This is a genomic window from Bacillus sp. FSL M8-0071, assembly GCF_037975455.1.
In the GTDB taxonomy this organism is placed as follows: domain Bacteria; phylum Bacillota; class Bacilli; order Bacillales; family Bacillaceae; genus Bacillus; species Bacillus subtilis.
Map to the genome: position 1 here is coordinate 2,593,589 of NZ_CP150256.1, position 20,910 is coordinate 2,614,498.

General features: G+C 41.2%; 19 protein-coding genes and 1 pseudogene. 7 read left to right on the plus strand and 13 right to left on the minus strand.

The window, feature by feature from the left end; all coding sequences use genetic code 11:
• Nucleotides 1-46: 46 nt before the first annotated feature.
• The 5 genes from levG to levR form a co-directional block, all read right to left on the minus strand.
• A complete protein-coding gene (gene levG, locus MKX71_RS13415; RefSeq protein ID WP_003229834.1) occupies nt 47-874 on the minus strand; it encodes a PTS fructose transporter subunit IID in 828 nt (275 codons plus the stop codon).
• Nucleotides 875-895: 21 nt separating this feature from the next.
• A complete protein-coding gene (levF, locus tag MKX71_RS13420) occupies nt 896-1,705 on the minus strand; it encodes a PTS fructose transporter subunit IIC (protein ID WP_003229833.1) in 810 nt (269 codons plus the stop codon).
• Between the two features lie 16 nt (nt 1,706-1,721).
• Nucleotides 1,722-2,210, minus strand: coding sequence for a PTS fructose transporter subunit IIB (gene levE / locus MKX71_RS13425; protein WP_004399158.1), 489 nt, complete (start codon nt 2,208-2,210; stop codon nt 1,722-1,724).
• Nucleotides 2,210-2,650, minus strand: coding sequence for a PTS fructose transporter subunit IIA (levD, locus tag MKX71_RS13430; RefSeq protein WP_003246144.1), 441 nt, complete (start codon nt 2,648-2,650; stop codon nt 2,210-2,212). The genes levE and levD overlap by 1 nt, the downstream gene beginning before the upstream one ends.
• 189 nt (nt 2,651-2,839) lie before the next feature.
• Nucleotides 2,840-5,647, minus strand: coding sequence for a transcriptional regulator LevR (levR, locus tag MKX71_RS13435; RefSeq protein WP_339231207.1), 2,808 nt, complete (start codon nt 5,645-5,647; stop codon nt 2,840-2,842).
• A gap of 556 nt (nt 5,648-6,203) precedes the next feature.
• On the opposite strand from levR, the pseudogene MKX71_RS13440 reads away from it, so the two are divergent.
• Nucleotides 6,204-6,343: pseudogene (locus tag MKX71_RS13440) on the plus strand (hypothetical protein).
• A 38-nt stretch (nt 6,344-6,381) separates the two neighbouring features.
• Entirely contained in the window at nt 6,382-7,770 is a 1,389-nt protein-coding gene (locus MKX71_RS13445) for an amino acid permease (RefSeq protein WP_256682906.1), read from the plus strand.
• Nucleotides 7,771-7,854: 84 nt separating this feature from the next.
• Here MKX71_RS13445 and MKX71_RS13450 read toward each other — a convergent pair whose 3' ends face one another.
• Nucleotides 7,855-8,487, minus strand: coding sequence for a LysE family transporter (locus MKX71_RS13450; protein WP_014477480.1), 633 nt, complete (start codon nt 8,485-8,487; stop codon nt 7,855-7,857).
• Between the two features lie 153 nt (nt 8,488-8,640).
• Here MKX71_RS13450 and MKX71_RS13455 point away from each other — a divergent pair, with 153 nt between their 5' ends.
• The 5 genes from MKX71_RS13455 (at nt 8,641) to MKX71_RS13475 (ending at nt 13,458) form a co-directional block, all read left to right on the plus strand.
• A complete protein-coding gene (locus MKX71_RS13455) occupies nt 8,641-9,468 on the plus strand; it encodes a TrmB family transcriptional regulator (protein ID WP_339231209.1) in 828 nt (275 codons plus the stop codon).
• A 193-nt stretch (nt 9,469-9,661) separates the two neighbouring features.
• Complete coding sequence (gene sigV, locus MKX71_RS13460; RefSeq protein WP_198878605.1) at nt 9,662-10,162, plus strand: RNA polymerase sigma factor SigV; 501 nt, start codon at nt 9,662-9,664, stop codon at nt 10,160-10,162.
• Entirely contained in the window at nt 10,162-11,019 is an 858-nt protein-coding gene (gene rsiV, locus MKX71_RS13465) for an anti-sigma-V factor RsiV (RefSeq protein ID WP_003229823.1), read from the plus strand. Before sigV ends, rsiV begins: the two co-directional genes overlap by 1 nt.
• A 110-nt stretch (nt 11,020-11,129) precedes the next feature.
• Complete coding sequence (gene oatA / locus MKX71_RS13470; protein WP_339231211.1) at nt 11,130-13,034, plus strand: peptidoglycan O-acetyltransferase OatA; 1,905 nt, start codon at nt 11,130-11,132, stop codon at nt 13,032-13,034.
• A gap of 133 nt (nt 13,035-13,167) precedes the next feature.
• Complete coding sequence (locus MKX71_RS13475; protein ID WP_004398584.1) at nt 13,168-13,458, plus strand: YrhK family protein; 291 nt, start codon at nt 13,168-13,170, stop codon at nt 13,456-13,458.
• A gap of 243 nt (nt 13,459-13,701) precedes the next feature.
• Here MKX71_RS13475 and cypB read toward each other — a convergent pair whose 3' ends face one another.
• The 7 genes from cypB to MKX71_RS13510 all read right to left on the minus strand — a co-directional run bounded on the left by cypB (nt 13,702) and on the right by MKX71_RS13510 (nt 20,706).
• Nucleotides 13,702-16,866, minus strand: a complete 3,165-nt coding sequence (cypB, locus tag MKX71_RS13480) for a bifunctional cytochrome P450/NADPH--P450 reductase CypB (protein ID WP_339231212.1) — start codon at nt 16,864-16,866, stop codon at nt 13,702-13,704.
• A 16-nt stretch (nt 16,867-16,882) separates the two neighbouring features.
• Nucleotides 16,883-17,467, minus strand: a complete 585-nt coding sequence (fatR, locus tag MKX71_RS13485) for a transcriptional regulator FatR (protein ID WP_046381225.1) — start codon at nt 17,465-17,467, stop codon at nt 16,883-16,885.
• Nucleotides 17,468-17,689: 222 nt separating this feature from the next.
• Nucleotides 17,690-18,232: a class I SAM-dependent methyltransferase gene (locus MKX71_RS13490; protein ID WP_004398716.1), complete on the minus strand. Its 543-nt coding sequence runs from the start codon at nt 18,230-18,232 to the stop codon at nt 17,690-17,692.
• 188 nt (nt 18,233-18,420) lie between these two features.
• A complete protein-coding gene (locus tag MKX71_RS13495) occupies nt 18,421-18,579 on the minus strand; it encodes a hypothetical protein (protein WP_003229817.1) in 159 nt (52 codons plus the stop codon).
• Between the two features lie 156 nt (nt 18,580-18,735).
• Nucleotides 18,736-18,885 (minus strand): YrzI family small protein, encoded by a 150-nt coding sequence (locus MKX71_RS13500; protein WP_004399102.1) that lies wholly within the window; start codon nt 18,883-18,885, stop codon nt 18,736-18,738.
• Between the two features lie 389 nt (nt 18,886-19,274).
• Nucleotides 19,275-20,075, minus strand: coding sequence for a formate/nitrite transporter family protein (locus MKX71_RS13505; protein ID WP_003229815.1), 801 nt, complete (start codon nt 20,073-20,075; stop codon nt 19,275-19,277).
• 262 nt (nt 20,076-20,337) lie between these two features.
• Nucleotides 20,338-20,706, minus strand: a complete 369-nt coding sequence (locus MKX71_RS13510) for a DUF2294 domain-containing protein (RefSeq protein ID WP_003229814.1) — start codon at nt 20,704-20,706, stop codon at nt 20,338-20,340.
• Nucleotides 20,707-20,910: the final 204 nt, after the last annotated feature.

Here is a 20,910-nt window from a genome sequence, read left to right on the forward strand (position 1 = left end):
TATATGAAAAGACTGCTGCAGTTTCTCTCTCTTTCCTTCACACACCTTATGCTAAGAATCCAGCCCAATACCCGAGAATCCCGATGACAAAGATGCCGCAAATAATGAGAAGTGGATTCACCCCTTTGCGAAGCATCCATGCCACCAATAACGTTAATCCGAGAGGCAGCGCCCCCGGCATAATGCTATCTAGCACGTTTTGTACCGTTTGAACATCTACTTTTCCGCTTTCATCCTTAATCCTGGATACAACGATTGGAATGTTGATGGTGGTCCATTTGGACACGAGAGCCCCCATAACAAATAACCCGAGAATCGAAGCGCCCTCTGTAAGCTTTTGAATGCGATTCCCCGCTAAATCCTGAAGAATCTCCATTCCTTTCACATAGCCATACTTTAATCCATAATATTTTGTGCTTAATCTTATGGCATTCAGCAAGAAAAAGAATAGCAAAGGGCCGGCAATGTTTCCTCCTAAAGCAAGGGAGGCTCCTAGCGCAGCTAAGACAGGACGAATCGTTCCCCAGAAAATTGGATCGCCTACGCCCGCTATTGGTCCCATCAAACCAATTTTCATTCCGCTTATCGCTTTTCCGTCAATTCCTTTATTGTTCGCCATTTCTTCTTCCATGGCTGCCGTCACGCCAAATATAGGCGCTGTCAGCCACGGATGTGTATTAAACCATTCCAAATGCCGCTGCAAGGCTTCGTTTCTTTTCGCTCCGGGACCGTACAATTTTTTGATCGCCGGTATCATGACATAACAATATCCCATTGCCTGCACACGTTCGAAGTTAAAGGAACCGAGTAAAAAATTTGAACGAATAAACATGCTGAAAATTTCTTTCTTCGTTAATCGTTTTTCTTTCTCCATTTTTTCTTCCCCCCTCATCGTTTAGGCATCAAGATCATCATCATCGTCATCATAAACAGCAACACTGCCACTGTCTGATGCGGCCGCGACTGCTCCGTGAGCGCTTTGTTTTTGCATCACCTGCTGGTATAAAAGCGCCAGACAGAGACCAAGGGCTCCAAATCCCACTAAGTTAAAATCGGTAAACGCCGCTAATAAGAAACCAATATAGAAAAATGGCTTTAAATAAGGAATATTCATCATATTGATCACCATGGCATACCCGACTACCACAATAATGCCTCCGCCTATTTGCAGTCCTTTTGTAATGACATCAGGAATATTTCCCAGGAACGCCTGAACAGCGCTGACACTAATTAAAGCAACAATCAATGTAGGAATCATGACGCGCAAAGCTTGAAACACCATCGCGGTAATATGCATAATTTCAATTCCTTTTATATTTCCCGCTTTTGCATATTGATCAGCGCGGTGGATGAAAAAGACAGTGATCGTCCGAACAAAAATCGTCAGCGCCTGACCCGCAGCTGCTAAAGCAACAGCGACAGCAATCCCTTCGCCAATTCCTTGATCAGCGGTAATAACTAAAATGGTTGAGATGACAGAGGCGATCGCTGTATCAGGTGCCATGGCAAGCCCGACGTTCATCCAGCCGAGCGCCATCAGCTCCAGTGTGCCTCCAAGAATAATTCCCGTTTTTAAGTCCCCGAGCACCAAGCCAACTAACGTACAGGCCACTAGCGGCCGGTGTGTCTGCCCTTCATCCAATACACTTGCGATTCCGGTGATTGCTGCAATGATTAACAACAAAATAATTTGTAATGAAGACATATTCTCATCCCCTTGATTATTTTGTTACGTTCCGTAAAATCTGTACAAAATCCTCACTGGCATCTGAAGGCAGCTGCCTCAATTCCAGTTTCACGCCCTTGTCACTTAATGTTTCAAATGCCTTTATATCTTGTTCTGTGACACTGACTGATTTTGTGATTTGTCTGCGATGATTTTCAAAACGCATTCCCCCGACGTTTACGGTTTTGATCGGTACACCTGCTTCTATAAGAGATACAATATCGGACGGATTTTCAAACAAGAGCATTGCCGTTACCCCTTCGTAGCGCGGACTATGAAATGCTTTTGCCATTTTAGAAACCGAGACGGCACTCGCCTTTACATTTGAAGGCGCAACAGAAAGGATCAGCGTTTTTCTCATTTCGTCCTGAGCAATATCGTCGGAGACAACGATGATTCGGTCGGCTGCATGGACTTTTATCCACCTTGTCAGGATTTGGCCGTGAATAAAGCGGTCATCAATTCTTGCTAACACAATGTTCATCATAATTCATCCTCTCTTGTATCTTGATTGGCTGTTTTTACTTTTTCTAAATGTTCACTGCACACTTGAAAGCTTTGCTGACTCATTGCTTTTAAGTTGTTCAGCAAATCTTTGAGAGCCAGATGTTCTCTCAGGCTTAATACCTCCAGCAGAATCGGCAGGTTTACGCCGGCTGCCATATCCATTCTTTGATCCTCAGCAATAAAGGAAGCTGCCGCGTTATATGGCGTCCCTCCAAAAATATCGACTAAAAAAAGCACTTCATGTTCTTCCGGGATATCCTTGAGCGCCTGATGATATTTTTCTTGCAGCGTTTGTATTCCTTCCCCTTTAAAAAACGGCACTGCAATCAGGTTATTTTCTTCACCGAATATCATCCCTGAAGATTCTTTTAATGCTATGGGAAAATCTCCATGACCGCTGATAATAACTGAAATCATATCTATTGCTCCTTTCCTGTTTTGTACATCCATATATAATGCAAGGATCGTGCCAACACAGTTGTGTTAAGCGTTTTCATTGTTATTTCAGCCAATAGCAATTTGTTGTTGAAACACTTAAAACGAAAAAAATAAACCTGTATTAAAATGGTGTTCCATTTAATACAGGTTCATATGAAAAAACTGTTTTTAAAACAGCTGGCCATGCACTTCTTCAGCAAATATGGCGGCTATAAATAATTTTTCATCATCACTTATGCGAAGTCCGAGCTTTTCTTCATAAGGGGCTAATGTTCGCTCTGTCACGTACACCATTTCCTTCAGCTGATCATTGATCTCTTCTTCCTCTGAGAAAGCGATCGGATTCTGCTTAATTACCCTTTCAAAGGCGAAAGCCGTGTGCATAATGACTTTGATCAAAACCGCATTATTGAAAATGACCCCCAGCTCATCTTGAACGGTTTGCAGCCACTCCAATAACATTTCGATCACATGGTAGGGATTCAAGAAGACAAGGTATTTTTTCAGGCTATCCTCGCAAAGCTCCCTGACAATCATATTTGCTTCGTTCAATCCATTGCTCAAGGGGATGCTTCCTTTTGTAATCGCCTGTTGAATCAGCTTCTCTCCCTCCCCTTCAATTAACACTTCTAAAGATACATGCGGAGCATTGATTTTAGGGTCTTTCGTTCCGACTGTCGCAAGGATTTCATACTCTTTTTCGATTTCTTTTATGCTGTTGGCCAGCTTAATCGATGATACGGTCAATATGTGAATCGGTGTATCGGAGGCCTTGTTTACGATCGTGGTTAGAATGTCTTCCAGCTTTTTCGCCGTCCCGCTGCCCGTGGTGCAGATGGATACCAATGCCTTCTTTTTGCCGGGTGCCGCTGGCTGACGCTCCCACAACTCGATAAAATCCTTCGTGACCGATTGATAGATCGCATGCAAATTTAAATTCAAATAGTTGACCTTTCTGACAGCATCCAGCACCATTGAAGTCGTAACATTGCTGATCGTTTTAATGGAAATTCCTGTCTTTTCCTCCAGCCTGCTTTCCAGCATTGCAAGCGACCCCATATCTACCAGCATTAAAACACCTTCACCTTCATCAACCTGTTTCATTTTTTCTGCTACGCATTCAAGAATGTCCGAAGGTGAAACAGAAAGCGGCATATCGACTGCTGCAATCGGCGTGCTCCCTAGCAGTTCTGTCGCGACTTCAACCATCGAACTCGCCGTGCTGTTTCCATGCGCAGCCACGATGATACCGACTCTTTTGTTCTCCTTTAACGATTTGATGGAATGGATTAACATCGTTAAGTAGATGACTTCTATTTCAGGAATAGCCACTTTAAAATATTCCTGAATTTTATCTTTAAAAATCATCGCCACCCGATATTCTTTCACATGGGTATCACGAATTTCATCCGTCTCCTGTGTATTCAAAACATCAATTTGCTTTCCTCGCTTTAAAAATGCGTCAATATGCATACTCAAGAAATAAATAAACTTACGGTCAAATGTGCAATCCAGCTCATGTTCAGCTATTTCTTTTAACTGTTTTGTCATTTGAATCACGTCATCTTCAACGAATGTCAGCAGGCTGTCTTTTTGAAAAGCTTGATGATGAAAAAAACTTCTGACATGCAAATGGACATCAGTCAAGATGTATTGGTTAATATCCTTTTTGGATAAACCTTCTTTCATAAGCGTTTTCACTTTTTCCTCAATCAAATGATATAAGTTAAATGAGAGGTCTTCGTCAATTTTTGTTGTTTCATCTTCTACAATCGGAGAGATAATCGTTGTAATATTGACATATTCAGAAATGGCTTTGCTTCTTTGCATGTTTTTGCTGCTGGACATCCATTCTTGCTTGATTTCATCAGGCAGATCGCGAACAGTCAGTTCAATAACTTCATTTCTGTCAAGGTTATGCAAAAATCCGTGTGCGCAAACTAACTGGACATTTGATTTCAGCTGTCCGACATTTCCAAATTTCGCAGAGTGAATAAGCGCATTATAGACATCGATATGCACACTCAGATTCTTCTTAATTCGCTCTGCTTCTTTCCCTAATAAAAACGTCGTCAGATCCACTCTTTCTTTAAGCGATCGTTCTTCAAGCGAAGGAATATGAATGGTCATTGGGATTCTTCGCAAAAACGTTTTCAATAGTGCAGAACTCGGATTTTCTGTAGTCGCACAAATAAACAATACGTTCGATGTTCGTTTATGTTCAGATTCTCCAAGCCTGTTATAAGAACCGCTGTCAATAAAATAAAACAGCATTTCTTGTCCCTCGGGAGGGAGGCGGTGGATTTCATCCATAAAAAGAATGCCCCCATTGGCCTGTTCGACTAAACCCGCCTTATCCTCGGCAGCACCTGTAAATGAACCTTTTTTGTGTCCGAATAATTGAGAAAGCAATAATTGAGGGTTGTTGTAGTAGTCTGCACAGTTAAATGTAATAAATGGTGCGCCGGCCTTCAATATGTCAGAGTAAATGGCAAACTGGTAAATTCGGTTCGCAAAAAGGGATTTACCGGAACCAGTCGGCCCTAGGAGGAGCATATGCAGACCGTTCGGCGGATAAAAGACAGCTGCTTTTGCCTGGGAGATCGCTTTCTTCAAACTCCCTTTTGCCCCTATCATAAGCTCTAGGGGATTCGTGGAAATGTGTTGATGATTTTGCTTTGAATTTCCGGAAAACGCCTGAAGGTCTTTCACTTCCATCATCTCTGTATCCCATTTCTTGTTGAATAATTTTTCTGCTATCTCGACTGGGATGTATCTTACAGGAAACGTTTTAATTTTGATGACCTTTTTGGACCGGACGAGATTGTTCAATTCAAAGCTGACATTGGACCGCTCCATTTTCAGCTGCTCGGCAATCTCCTTTGCTGAATTCCCCTGTATTTTTAAAAGATGATCTAAGGTTGAATCATGAAAATTATGCTTGAGCTGATGGTATATTTTATCTATTCTTCTCACGTCTATCATCCTTTGTCCTTATTAGATAAGCCATTAACAAGAATATTTCGAAACTTTATAGTCCGCGTTGAGATTATCTGCTGATACACGTTTAAAAAGGTCTCTATAGCAGATTGACAAAGCTGGCTTTTATGCGTATATGTTTACATGTTGAATCATTTGCATCTCATATTAGTATGATAGATGCTCAGTTCTAGAGGGCCAGTCCCCTTCAAAAGTAATAATCAGTAAACAGTTTATCATTCTCGGGGAATGTAATGATGTCAAAATCATCAATGACAAAAAATGAATCTTATAGATCATGACAAATTACCCAAATATAACCCCTTAAGTTCGTTCACAACTAAAAAGACGAACACTCTATGTGACCGCCACAGTATTACAATTTGCAAAACTTCGTCATTTTTGCAATCCACATTGGAGGTTAAGGAATCTGTAAGCTTAAAAACTTTATCTCCGATTCTCTCGATTTGATCCCCCCTGCAGGCCTCAAACATAGTGGGTATGCAATTATACAAATCGTTACCGATTAAAACTAGCCTGTCAGATTGTCCAAATGACTTTCCTGTTTTACTCTGCTATTCAGGTAGAATCACGAGTAAAAATAGAGCCACAAGACATGTAACAGCACTTAAAATAGTTTTAAAATTTAAAAATAAAAGTATCTATTCTTTTAAATGTTATAATATCCGATAAAACTTTACTCATCTTTTTATTACTGGAGGAAAATAAAATTGATAGGCAATTCTAGCAAAGACAATTTTGGCCAGCAACAGAAATTGTCTAGAGGCCTTAAAAACAGGCATATACAATTAATGGCGATTGGAGGTGCAATCGGTACAGGTTTATTTTTAGGTTCAGGTAAATCCATCCATTTCGCAGGACCATCCATTTTATTTGCTTACTTGATCACCGGCGTATTTTGCTTTTTCATTATGCGTTCGCTCGGAGAACTGCTCTTATCAAATGCGGGATACCACTCTTTTGTTGATTTTGTAAGGGACTATTTAGGAAACATGGCAGCATTTATCACTGGGTGGACCTACTGGTTCTGTTGGATTTCCCTCGCGATGGCTGATTTAACGGCGGTCGGCATTTATACGCAATATTGGCTTCCCGATGTGCCTCAATGGCTGCCGGGTCTTCTTGCGCTTATTATCCTGCTGATCATGAACCTTGCCACCGTTAAACTTTTCGGAGAATTAGAATTTTGGTTTGCATTGATCAAAGTCATTGCCATACTGGCTCTGATCGTAACTGGTATTCTCCTGATTGCGAAAGGTTTTTCCGCAGCTTCCGGCCCTGCCAGCCTCACCAACCTTTGGAGCCACGGCGGCATGTTCCCAAATGGATGGCATGGGTTTATCCTATCGTTCCAAATGGTTGTCTTCGCTTTCGTGGGTATTGAACTGGTTGGACTGACAGCAGGTGAAACAGAAAATCCCCAAAAAGTGATCCCTAAAGCCATCAATCAAATCCCTGTCCGGATTTTACTTTTTTATGTTGGCGCACTTTTCGTGATTATGTGTATCTATCCTTGGAATGTGTTGAATCCAAACGAAAGCCCATTTGTTCAGGTCTTCTCTGCAGTAGGCATCGTTGTGGCTGCCAGTTTGATCAATTTTGTTGTATTAACATCAGCCGCGTCAGCTGCAAATAGCGCTTTATTCAGCACAAGCCGAATGGTCTATTCACTTGCAAAGGATCATCACGCACCTGGACTATTAAAGAAATTAACTTCTTCTAACGTGCCAAGCAATGCGCTGTTCTTTTCATCCGTCGCCATTCTGATTGGCGTTAGTCTGAATTATTTAATGCCTGAGCAAGTCTTCACACTGATTACAAGTGTTTCTACAATATGCTTCATTTTTATTTGGGGCATCACGGTGATTTGCCATTTGAAATATCGAAAAACAAGGCAGCATGAAGCGAAAGCAAACAAATTTAAAATGCCTTTTTACCCATTATCCAACTATTTAACACTTGCATTTCTCGGGTTCATTCTTGTCATATTGGCACTGGCAAATGATACACGTATTGCTTTGTTTGTCACCCCGGTCTGGTTTGTTTTATTGATTATTTTGTATAAGGTGCAAACCCGCAGAGGACATAAGGTGAAATAAAAAAGACAAGGGATACTCACTCCCTTGTCTTTTTTATAGGGCCAAACACTAAATTAAACTTTGGTTTCAAATTTCATTTAAGTGTTAACTCAAACCAGTTTTGATGCCGAAACCTACTAATATTATTCCGGTAATTTTTTGAAACACTTTCTGGAACTTTGAGTTTTTCATCCATTTTTTTGCGTAATCAATAATATAAACAAGAAACAGAAACCACAACACCGCTAATAAGGTTAGGATTGAAGCTAAAATAATGAGCTGCTGGTTTATATTTCCGTTCAAATTGATAAATTGGGGCATGATTGTAACATACACCAAAACAGTTTTAGGATTGAGAATGTTACTGAGTGATCCCTGCATAAAGGAAGTTTTATAATAACGTTTCGGAGAACTTGCCATATTTTTTGCTTGGGATTGCATGTCATCTAACGAAAACATACTTTTCGCAAAAAAACTTTTTACACCTAAATAAATTAAGTATGCCGCTCCCAAATATTTGATCGTTGTGAAAAGAATCACTGACTTTGCGATCACCACTGATAATCCTAAAATGGCAATCACCGTCCAAAAGGAAAGTCCTGTTGCCAATCCGAGAATGTTATAACGGCCGGCTTTCGGGCCATACCTAAGCGTATTTTTCATCACAAGCATCGTATCTGCCCCCGGCATGATAACCATCATGGCAGCAATCGGTATGTATGCGAGTAAGCTGTGCATTGTTCTCTCCCCCTTTAAAAAATCCCTTCAATCATATAGTGACTACAAAAGTAACTACTTATAAAAGTGTATCAATGCGTTTGGAATAAATCAATATGGTTTGTTAAAATAGCGATTACTAAGGCAGCGATTGCTCTTTATATTGGAGGATATATGAAAGAAAATATGTTAGACATTTTAAAAAACCTCAATTTTACAGAATATGAATCGAAAGCGTATTTGGCATTATTGCAAGAATCACCTTTAACAGGCTATGCCGTTGCCAAAAAATCCGGAGTGCCCCGTTCTAAAATTTATGAAGTATTGGAAAGCCTTGTCATAAGGGGAGATGTTTTTGTCAGTCATGGAAATACGCCTCAGTATGTTCCAGTCCCCGCAAAAGAACTGATTAAAAACCGCCGGCTCAAAGCGGAAGAGCATTTTGATCAGGCTGAGAAATATTTTGAAAAGTTCGAGCAGACTGCTAATGACCGGGAAAACATCTGGAATATCACCGGCCGCAGTGAAATTCTTGAAAAGGTGAAGGCTTGTATCTTATCCGCCAAAAAAAGAATCCTCTTAGAAATATGGAAAGAGGATTTTGAGGAGATAGAATCAGAGCTCAAACAGGCGGCAGATCAAGGCGTTATTGTCACCATTATTGCGTACGGAGACATCGTATCTGATTTTTCCAATGTTTACCTTCATGATATGAGCAGTGAAATTACAGAAGAGTATGACGGACGGTGGCTTGTCTATAGCGGAGATGATTCAGAAGTAGTAGCGGGCATTGTCTCACTTGGCAATGACAGCCGTGCTGCATGGACGATGCATGTAGGTTTAGTCATGCCTATTACTGAAGTGATCATTCATGATCTGTACCTCATGGAAATTCTGAAAAAGCATAGAGAGCTTTTAGAAGAGAGCTTCGGGAAAAATCTCATCCAGTTGCGCCGTAAATTTTCTATCCATTCAGATTTCAAAAAACATTATTTGGAATAATATTCGCATCGCTTAACCAAAACAAGGCTTGTACAAAACAAGCCTTGTTTTTTTATGCATAAACCCCCCATGCTGATTTACTTCTCTCTTTTAAAAAAATGTGATTCTGCGCAAACTATTTTTCAGCCTGCCGCGTCTATCCTAGGTAACAGCCTACGATATACGTATATTCAAAAAGGAGCCCTTTATTGCAATGAAGAAAAAACAAACAACAAAAGCGTTGCTTGTCACATGCATAACTGACCATAAGCAAGATTTCTACAGGTTGGCTTTCAGTTATGTGAAAAATCAAGATGACGCATTAGATATTGTTCAGGAATCGATAAAAAAAGCGCTGAGCTCAGTTGAAACGGTCAGGAACCCTGAGACGATAAAAAGCTGGTTTTATAAAATTTTAGTGCGGACAGCCATTGATTTTTTGCGCAAACAAAAAAAGATAAGAGTGATGGACGACGAAACGATAGAATTTTTAAGCAAAGGAAAGGAAGACCATTACAAGGATACTGATCTCTATGAAGCGCTTGACGAATTGCCGTACCGCTATAAAACCGTTATTATTTTACGTTTTTTTGAAGACCTCAAATTAGAAGAAATTGCGGAAATTACAGGAGAAAACACGAATACCGTCAAAACGCGCCTATACAGAGCATTGAAGCTGATGCGCATTCAATTGACGAAGGAGGATCTTTCTTAATGGATAAGAGATTACAGCAATTAAGAGAAGAATATAAAAATGTTCAGATTCCTAAAGAATTGGATATCATTGTTGAAAAAGCCCTTCAGCAAGAACCAAAAAAGAAAAGAATCGTCATGTGGCCGACATCAGCAGCAATCGCTGCAGCTATTTTATTCACTGCGCTTGTTAATATCAACCCGGACGCCGCTCAGGCTATGTCCAAGATCCCTGTCATCGGCAAAATCGTCAAAGCGATCACCTTTATTGAAATCAAAGAGGAAAAAGACCAATCAAGCATTGATGTCAAAACACCTGCTTTGTCCGGGCTTTCTAATAAAGAGCTTGAAAACAGCATTAACCAGAAATACTTGAAAGAAAGCCAGCAGCTGTATAAAGAGTTTATACAGTCCACATCCAAAAACAAAAAAGGGCATCTCAGCATCTACAGTGATTACGAGACGGTCACAGACACGCCAGATTTACTCTCTATCCGGCGCAATATTGAAACAACACAAGCATCTTCCTACACACAAAGCCGTTATATTACAATTGACAAAAAGAATGATATTTTACTTACATTAAAAAGCTTATTCAAAGATGAGCGCTATATCAAAGTCATCAGTCAAAACATCAAAGAACAAATGAAACAGCAAATGAAGGAAGATCCAAATAAAATATATTGGCTCACTGACGAAGATGCAGAACCGTTCAAAACGATTCTTCCTGATCAGACGTTTTACATTACTGAAGACCATAAACTTGTGATCTCATTTGACGAATATGAAGTCGCCCCCGGCTATATGGGCGTTACAGAGTTTACAATTCCAACCGGCGTCATTTCAAACTTGCTCGTGGGAGAACGTTATATTCGATAAAATAAAAACATCCATCTAAGATTATGGATGTTTTCTCTCTTCTCTATTCGAGGTCGTAACCTCGCTATCACAAACAACGAGAATATTTGCATACTATTGGAGGAATACCCATGTATCACAAGACAGAGCATCATCGATACATCCCTGGACTTGATGGCCTTCGCGCTTTTGCCGTCCTGTCAGTTATCGCTTATCACCTAAATTTCAATTGGGCTAACGGTGGTTTTATCGGAGTTGATATCTTTTTTGTTTTATCCGGATATTTGATTACATCTATTCTATTACCGGCATATGGAAATGATATCAATCTTGATTTTCGGGATTTTTGGGTGCGCCGCATTCGGCGGCTTCTGCCGGCAGCGTACCTTATGATCTTTTCCACTGTTGTGTGGGTCGTATTGTTTGATCGAGAACTATTGCACACTGTACGTGGAGATGCGATCTCTTCTCTCTTTTATATGAGCAATTGGTGGTTTATTTTTCACAAGCTATCATATTTTGATAGTTTCGGTTCCCCATCACCTCTAAAAAACCTTTGGTCGCTGGCGATTGAAGAACAATTTTATATCATATGGCCGATGTTCTTAGTTGTTGGAATGTACATAATGAAAAGCCGCGCCAGATTGGCTGCGGTGATATCATTGCTTGCGCTTTGTTCAGCCGTGATGATGAGCGTACTGTATGAACCTGGCGGAGATCCGAGCCGCGTTTACTATGGCACAGACACTCGTTCGTTTGGACTTCTCATCGGATGTGCCTTGGCTTTGGTATGGCCGATGAAAAGGCTGTCTTCCAACAGGCTGCCTAGCAAACTGAAGCACACTTTGCACGCCACTGAATTTTCGGCATTTTGTATTTTAGTGTTGTGTGTCTATTTCACAGATGAATACGAGCCTTTTCTTTACAGAGGCGGAATGCTATTCATTAGCGTGACTGCCGCAATCCTTATTGCATGTGTTTGCCATCCGAGCAGCTTTTTAGGCAATCTGCTTTCATGGAGGCCGCTTCGGTGGCTTGGAACGAGGTCTTACGGAATTTATCTTTGGCACTACCCTGTTATTGTGTTAAGCACGCCAGTTCAAGAAATCGGAAACCCTGTTTTTTGGCATATCGTGCTAAAGGTCATTGTGACATGTATACTTGCCGAGCTTTCCTACCATTTTATTGAGAAGCCGATACGGACACAGGGATTTAGGTCATTTTTCCGCCGTGTTTTTATACATAGAATCAAGGAATGGAAAACGACATCTGTCATCAGCAAAATGTCAATTGGTTTCATCATTTTCGCTATACTTATTTTTGCAGGCGGGCTGTCAGGGCTAGCCGGCGAGCAAAAGCACCCTACCAAATGGACCTATAGCTCACAAGAAACAAATGCTGACACCAGCCAGGCTTCTGGGGATAAAAAGAACGCTGCAGCAGATAAAAAACACAATCCTGAACAAAAGACAACAGATTCCAATCAGGGTCAAAAGGAAAACAAAGATAGTGGGCAAGAGACTCATAAAAAGAAAGACACGCAATCCCAACAGCAGAAAAAACCAGCAGACACTGCGAAAGAAGTTTTAGCTATAGGAGATTCCGTCATGCTTGATATTTCTTCACATCTGCGTCAGTCATTTTCAAATGTGACGATTGATGGAAAGGTGGGGAGACAAATGTCTCAAGCTTTGGAACTCACAAGGGAATACAAGTCTTTTAATCAGCCGAACAAGGCTGTTATCATTGAGCTTGGAACCAATGGCTACTTTACAAACAGCCAAATCGAACAACTGCTTCAATCTTTCTCAAAAGCTCATATCTATCTTGTCAATACACGGGTTCCCCGCCAATGGGAAAGCAAGGTTAATGAGTCTTTACAGCGCCAGGCAAGCGCACATCAACATGTTACGTTAGTTGACTGGCATACAGAAGCTCTTCAGCATCCGGAATATTTTACCCCTGATGGTGTTCACTTGGTTCCTAAAGGGGCAAAAGCTTTGACTGCTCTTATTGTTCAGGCGATGAAATCGTAAAAAAGAGATCCTATGCGGATTACTTTTTCACTTTAGTTTCTGATCGTTGATTATGTCTCCTTTCAGCAAGGCAGCCCTTATGTTTACATGCCGTTTACGTAAGGGTAAGCCAAAATTGAATGGAGGGATGATAATGAAAGGAAATGAAGAACATGACATCCAAAAAGAGTTGAAACGATATGAGCTTTTTTTCAAAAAACGATATAAGGTTCTTTATACAGTAAACGATTTTATCATCGGTGCTATGTTTCTCGTTGGAAGTTTTTTCTTTTTTTATGACCGGTTAATGTCGGCAGGGATATGGCTGTTTGCGATCGGAAGTTTGCTGCTGTTAATCAGGCCGACCATTCGGCTGATTCATGACTTTCATTACCGTAAGCATGTGGAACAGCAATTCAAGCATCAATCTTCAACAGATGACTGATCTTAAGGAATAAGAAAGAACAAAATGCCAAAAGCCTGAGTCGAAAATCAAAAACAAGACTTTCAGACTATTTATTTTTAAAAACAAGGTAAAAAGAACTAAACTTTTGCCTCTGCATGCCGATATGAATAATAAGGCCGGCGCGATACTCCCTATAACATCCTTTTCAGTAGATTTCATTATCGTGCCGGTTTTCTCATATGCAAAGCAATCCCGCCAATCAGATTGGCGGGATTTTATATTTTACATTCCTGTCCAAACGTCTTTCACATAACGTCTTTGATCTTGCAGCTTTTGCAGCCATACAGCTGATTCTTCCTGACTTGCTGCTTTTTCAGCTTCATATGCCAATCGCAAAGTTCTCTCTACATCAGGAGCCATTTGCGATCCATCACCGCATACGTAAATATGAGCCCCTTTTTCAATGAGTGTCATCAATTTCTGCGTATCTTGCTTGAGCAAGTGCTGGACATATCCTTTTGGTTCGTTTTCGACGCGCGAGTAGCATCGGCGGATTGTGACCAAACCGTCCTGTTCCGCTTGATCCAGCTCTTCTCTGTAAAGGTCGTCATGGTCCGGACGGCGGCAGCCGAAGTATAAAAGTGCTTCACCAAGGGTGCTTCCTTCCTTCTTCAAAACCGATCTTGCCTGAACAAAGCCCCTGAATGGCGCAATTCCTGTGCCCGGCCCGACCATAATCATAGGCGTTTCAGGCTCATCCGGCATCTGGAATCCGGACTGCGGTGTACGAATGAAACAGGCTGCTGCATCACCTGTATTCAATTCTGCTAAATAATTAGAGGCAACACCCCGGTATTCACCTCGGCCGCTCCATGCTGAGGCTTTCACAACTCCTACCGTCATGCTCACGATATTTGCATGAACTTTCGGTGAGCTTGAAATGGAATAGTATCTCGGTTTTAGTGATGGCAAAAGTGCTAAAAACCGTTCAAACGGCATTTCGCAAGCAGGATAATCCTCTAAAAAATCAAGCATGGTAAGACGTTTTGCAAGTACCTGCTCTTTGTAAATGCCATCATCTGAAACGAGCTGTTCCAGCTCTTTTTGATGCGGCGGACAGACTGTATAAGAGGCCAGCTCCCGAAGCTGAAGCCTTGATGCCGGTTCCTGCAGCTCTACATAGGACGACAATAAATCCGCTACTTTGATCGGCCGATCCATCGGCAGATGAGACATATGAGCGCTTCCGCTAACTTTTATCACATGATTGGACTGCAAACCGAATCGGCTGAGAACCCGCTGAACAAGCTCCCTGCTGTTCTTTGGCAGGATTCCGATATGATCGCCTTCTTTATATGTTTTACCAGCCGGAATTTCCAATTCAATATGGCGGGTTGAACGCGTGCTGGCAGCTGTCTGGAGTTCTCGATTCTCTAACACAATCCCTTCAAACGCGCCATATGCTTTAGCAACCGGCGTTTCCGTCGCTTCACTGAGAAAAGTAATCGATAATGAAGGCCTGTCTTCTTTCTGGGCTATTTCGTTAATATCAAATGCGTCCATCGTTTCCTTCCAGAAGCGGTTTTCCCAAGACTCACGGTGGCTTTCAAAATCATCGGCGGCGTCACCTTCCCCAATCGCTGTTAAACGCGATGCCCCCTTTGCTTTCATCATGTCATCAATCAGGCGGGGAATCCGCTGATACGTGCTGGCCCAGCTCCGGTTCCCGCAGCCGAATACCGCATAGGAAACACCTTTCAATTGGCCTTCCTCAAGCTCTTTCAGCCACTCTACAAAGCCGGCAGCATTATCAGGCGGCGCCCCATTATAAGAAGCCGTTACAATGACGACTGCCCCTTCTTCAGGGAGCTTGCCGATATAATCATCAAGCGGAGCCGTTTCAGCTGTAAAGCCCATCTGGCGGCCTTGAGCAGCCAGTTCACCGGCTATTCCCTCAGCTGTCCCAAGGTTTGAACCGTAAAGAACGAGTAAAGGTATGCCGTGTTTAGGTTTGGTTTCTTTTGGCTTTGTTTCTGCTTTGATGTCTGCCTGTTCTTTTCTCTGTACATTGATTGCCGCTGTTTTTCGCGGTTTCACAGTAATTTTAAAATCATCCGGCTTGATCGTTAATGCTTCTTTGATTTTTAGTTCGTAGCCAGTATGGTTTATCAATTCAAAATGCTTTAATACAAGACCGAGAACCATTGTCGCTTCTTGAAGAGCAAACTGCATGCCAATACAAGCGCGCTGTCCGTTTCCAAACGGCTTATACGCATGGTGAGGGATACTTGAAGGATCCTCAAACCGTTCCGGACGGAAATCTTCCGCATCCGGTCCCCAAGCGTTTTGATCCCGGTGCAGTTTTGGAATTAAAACAGTGACTGGCTGCCCTTTACTGATCGGATATTCCCCGCCTAGAACAGTATCCTCCTTCGCATATAGAGAAAAAGCCGGAGCTGTTGGATACAGTCTGAGGGTTTCATTTAAAACCATCCGAATGTATTTGAGCTGCTGGATTTGTTTATATTCAGGCGTGTCATCCGTTAACACGCGATCCGCTTCCTCCTGAGCTTTTTTCAGTTTTTCCGGATGTGTAAGCAGACAATAAATCGCAAAGGATAGCAACCCGCTTGTTGTCTCATGTCCAGCAATTAAAAATGTGATGATTTGGTATCGAATGTTTTCGTCATCCAGCGTTTCACCCGTTACTGGATCCTTGGCATAAAGCATGAGAGACAAGAGATCCTTAATGTTTTCATCCGGATTCGCCTTTCGCTCCGCTATCATTCTATCAACCAGGGAGTTCATGACTTCTATATCCTTTTGGAACTGCAGCTTCGTTTTCACCATCATCTTATCTTGCAGACCTAGTCTTTTCGATTGATTCATCGCCTCTTTTAAGGCATGGAGCATACTGGTGATAAACGGATGCTGTGAATCACGGTAAAAGCTGTTGAATCGATAGTTAAACCCGCATAACCCAATCGTATCAAGCGTCAGACGTGTCATATCGTCTGCTACATCAATTTCTTCATTAGGGTTTAACCGGCTCCATTTTTGAATCAGCTGGGTTGCGATATCCAGCATCATAGAATGGTAGCCTTTCATCGCTTTTTGACTAAAACTCGGCAGCAAAATGCGGTGGGCTTTTTGCCAGTTCGGTTCGTGCGTCCAACTTGTAAATAAGCCATCTCCCCCGAACTCACGCACCTTTTGCAAGCCTTTGCCAAGGTTCTTGTCAAAGCGGTTTTCATCACACACTTCAGCCACAAGATTGTGGCCGGACACAAAAACACTGGATACTCCCGGAAAATCAAAACGGAAAATCGGTCCCAATTCATCAGCTATCCGCCATAAGGATTGAGAAAGCTGTTCTTTTTCCAGATGCGGAAGATTTTTTAAAGGTCCGTATGTTTTGGGCTGAGGTATTGCGCTTGCCTGTTTCATTAACATCTCCCTTTCCTTATTTTTGTGATGAATGAAGCTTAATGGCGTCCCAGCAGCATTGTTCCAATTCAGTAATTAAATCAGTGTCCATCTCTATATCACCTGTTTGAACGAGCTGATATATCTTGAGAAACGCCCCTAATACAATCGCAATTAACACATTAGAGGGCAGGCTGCGAATCACGCCTTCCGCTTTTCCCTTATTAAAATAGTCATCAAGCATTTGAGTCAGATTTTCTATCATTTTTTTGCTTGTATGATTTAAGTAATGAGCATCTTTTTTGGTTTCAAGAAAAAAAAGCGCATAGTCGCTCTCTTTCGTAAACTGAACGAGACAGCAAAATACGTGGTGAAAGCCTTCTCTGACAGGCAATTCTGAAACGTCTTGCTTCAGTTTTTCCGTAAATCGCTGGATGCTTTCTTGAAACAGTACGTTAACGAGTGTTTCTTTGCTGTCAAAATAACGATAGATCGTTCCTGTCCCTACATGAGCACGTTCAGCTATCATAGGAATAGTGGTAGCGTCAAAACCCCTTTCCGTAAAAAGTGAGACTGACGCTTTCATAATCATGTCGTATTTACTGCTGGATGCGGGTATCATGTAATCTGACAACCTCCGATTCGTTTGCGGAATGAATATTCATTCCTTTTGTTCACAAAGAATGTCTGCCCTGTCTGATATCACCTCTTTGTTCTTTCTTCTGTTATAAGTTTATATGAAAAAAACTTTTTTTAATATAAAGTATATGCAAAAAATAAAAAATTAAGAAAATATACCCAAATCCTAATACGAGGATCTTGGATATATTTCCCGAGAAATTTTTTATTTAACAGCCACAATACATAGACAGGAAGCACGCCTGATAACAGAAAGATCCCTGAAATGCTGGTCTTTCAGCAGTTGAATATACGTTTTCTCTTTTTCACCGGTATTTGTGTCAATACTGATATAAAACCGGCCGTCAATTTGAAGCACCCTGTAAATTTCTCTTAATGCAAGCCTAATATCGGTGCAGCTTTGAACCGTATGTAAAGAAAAGACTTTATTAAAGGTACGGTCATCAAAGGGAATGTCCTCTGGATAGCCATGAAAAACCTCCCCGTTCCCCATGTTCTTTCGATTCGCACGTGATATCTGTCTTACCTTTCGTTTTGAAGGATCAATGCTTTTTAGGCTACCCTTTTTTAGTTTCTTGGTTATGCTTTTAAAGACAGTGCCGTTTCCAATTCCAATTTCTAAAATTCTGTCATTTTCTTGTATATCTATAGAGTCAATCATCATATGCTCAATTGTTTTGGTTAGCTTATATTTCCGAGAAAATAATTTCCAAAAATCCGATCGTTTATAGAGTCTATTTTCTAGCATTTTAAACACCTGCTTTTGGTTTCCTATGTTTATTTATTATCTTAAAAAAATAAACATCATCTTCATTTCTAAAAGTGAAGGAAGGTACCAACTAGACGGCAATGTATTGAAAAATGTTTCAATAGAACTAAACTTTTTCATTTTTTTCCGAAAAAAAAGCAGAAAACATAATGTTTTCTGCCCTCTTTCTAATGCCAATGATAAGGGAATACATACAGCCTTTGCTGCTGCATTGCCATCAGCCTCTGCTGTCTGAATGGATTTCCATAACCATGTTTGAAGGAATGCGGCATGGACGCATAACCATGGCCAATCGACGGCAGTCTTTTTTGATAATCGTTCATCATGCCATCACCTGCCTCACAATAACGTTGATTTACTATATGCAGGCGCGCATTTTCTTGACAGCTATTTCGCTAAACTTGGTCCTTCTCCATTGTATAATGCATCAATAGTTCCATTCTAAGCATATGCCATTCCCCCTTCAGTTTTTTTCGTTGCTTTTAGCGCCAGTTTGTTAAATAAAGATGCTTTAACTGAGACTCTTTCATTTCATCATAAATTTGTTCAATCTGCTGTTCTCGTTCGAATTCTTCCAGGCTTTTAAACCGTTTTTTAATCGTTAACGTTAAAAAGAATAGGTTAATCGTCATATCGCTCACCCCCTTTCAAAGTCCGCATCAAGCGAAATAACCCGCGGCACAACCCTTCTGCCGCGGGCAAATAAAAACCGCAGACAAAAGAAGACACCAATGCCTCTACTGCCTGCGGGGAGTTGCGTATGTCCGACTATTCCGAATTTAATGCGTGCGATAAGCATCGGTTAAGGAAGGACACGAACTCTTCCACAGGCTGAATAAACCATGAACTTTTACATGTGTATCACGTACAGGTTGACGTCGTTGTCTCATTGTCATTTTGGTTCAGCCTCCTTTGCTTTTTTCTTACTTTGTAAGTATATCCACCAAATTCCATTTTGTAAACATCTTTTTCTAAAAATGGACGGAAATTGTGCAAATCATCGAATGGATTTGCCCGTTGGTCATGACACCTGCTTCATTTCTTTTCTGGAGCGGTCTTTCTTATGATATGCAATAAAATAAATGAGACCGACAAATACAGCTCCGCCGATGACATTACCGATAAAAGCCGGAATGATGTTTCCGATGAACTGCCCCCACGTGAATGAGCCTGCAAAAATGGCAGCAGGAATCACAAACATGTTGGCGACAACGTGCTGAAATCCGATAGCCACAAAAGCCATGATTGGGAACCAGATGCCAAGGATTTTTCCTGCTGCGTCTTGGGCGCCGAAAGAAAGCCACACTGCAAGACATACAAGCCAGTTACAGCCGATGGCGGAAATGAGAACCTTGCCAAAGCTCATATCAAGCTTTCCTTGGGCAACGGCAATCGTTTTTTCTAAATAAGGACCTGTTTCAGTCAATCCAACCAAATGCCCGAAAAAGTAAGCAACAAACAATGCGCCGATTAAGTTCATAATTGTGACGATTCCCCAGTTAATCGCTAACTCTTTTACTGATATTTTTCTCGAAAATAACGCCATCGCAACTGACATCATATTGCCTGTGATCAGTTCAGCGCCAGCGAGAACGACAAGGATCAGGCCGACTGGAAATACTGCTGCACCAATCAAACTGGACAGGCTCCCCCATTCTTTCGGAAGATCGCCAATTACCCTGATATCAAGCAAATACCCAAGCGCGATAAATGCACCGCCTAAAAACCCCAGCACAAGCAGTGACGGCAGCGGGAGCTTTATTTTTTTCATCCCTGCTTCAATTGCTGCTTCCGCTATTTCATCCGGTTTTCGAAAAGCCATAATAAAACGCCTCCATTACTTCTTCTTTTCTCACAGTTATGCAAGAAAGGCAATAAAAAAGGCAGCACTCAAATAACCTGTGTCAAACCAGGCGTTTGAATGCTGCCTAACTTGTATGCATACCCATACAACAATATCAAGCAGTATATAAGATATTGAAAGAGAATATATACAGTTCGTGCATACATTCCATTGCTTTAGCCTTCTATAACTGTAGCAACATCATATCAAATGTGACAAATTTGTGTCAATGACAAATATACTAGCTTTGCAGAACTTCTTTTTGCTCATCTATTTTTCGGTCAAAAACAAATACAGATACAGCGATGTTTTCCTCAATTTTAATATCAGAAAACAAATGGACTAGCTTAGCTCCCATGAGTTCCTCCATTCCTTCCGGTGTTTGTTTGGAATAAAGGTCTTGAATTAGGCTTGTCCGGGCCGCATGTACCATCTCTCTTCCTTCAGGCGTGCGGGCGATAAACTGCTCGCTTGCACTCAGATTTCCGTATAGTGTTGAAACTGCCATGTTTTCTACAAATACAGTATGAATTCTCTCAGGCCCTTTTCCGAACAATTCTTTGCGAAGTTTTCGAATAATATCATTGAATTCATGAATTTTTTTAGACATGCTGATTACCCCTTCCGATATTGCCTTATAAAGGCTTTTCCCGGTTCCCCTCAGGACATTTCACTTGGTTAAAATTTTCCTGCCATATTGTATTATAATAAATATCACATTATAATAAAAGCAGTGTTGATGGATTTGTAATAGGATCTTGTTATGAGTCTATCGTTTTATAAAAATCAAGGATTGGTCTGTTAGTAAGACTTG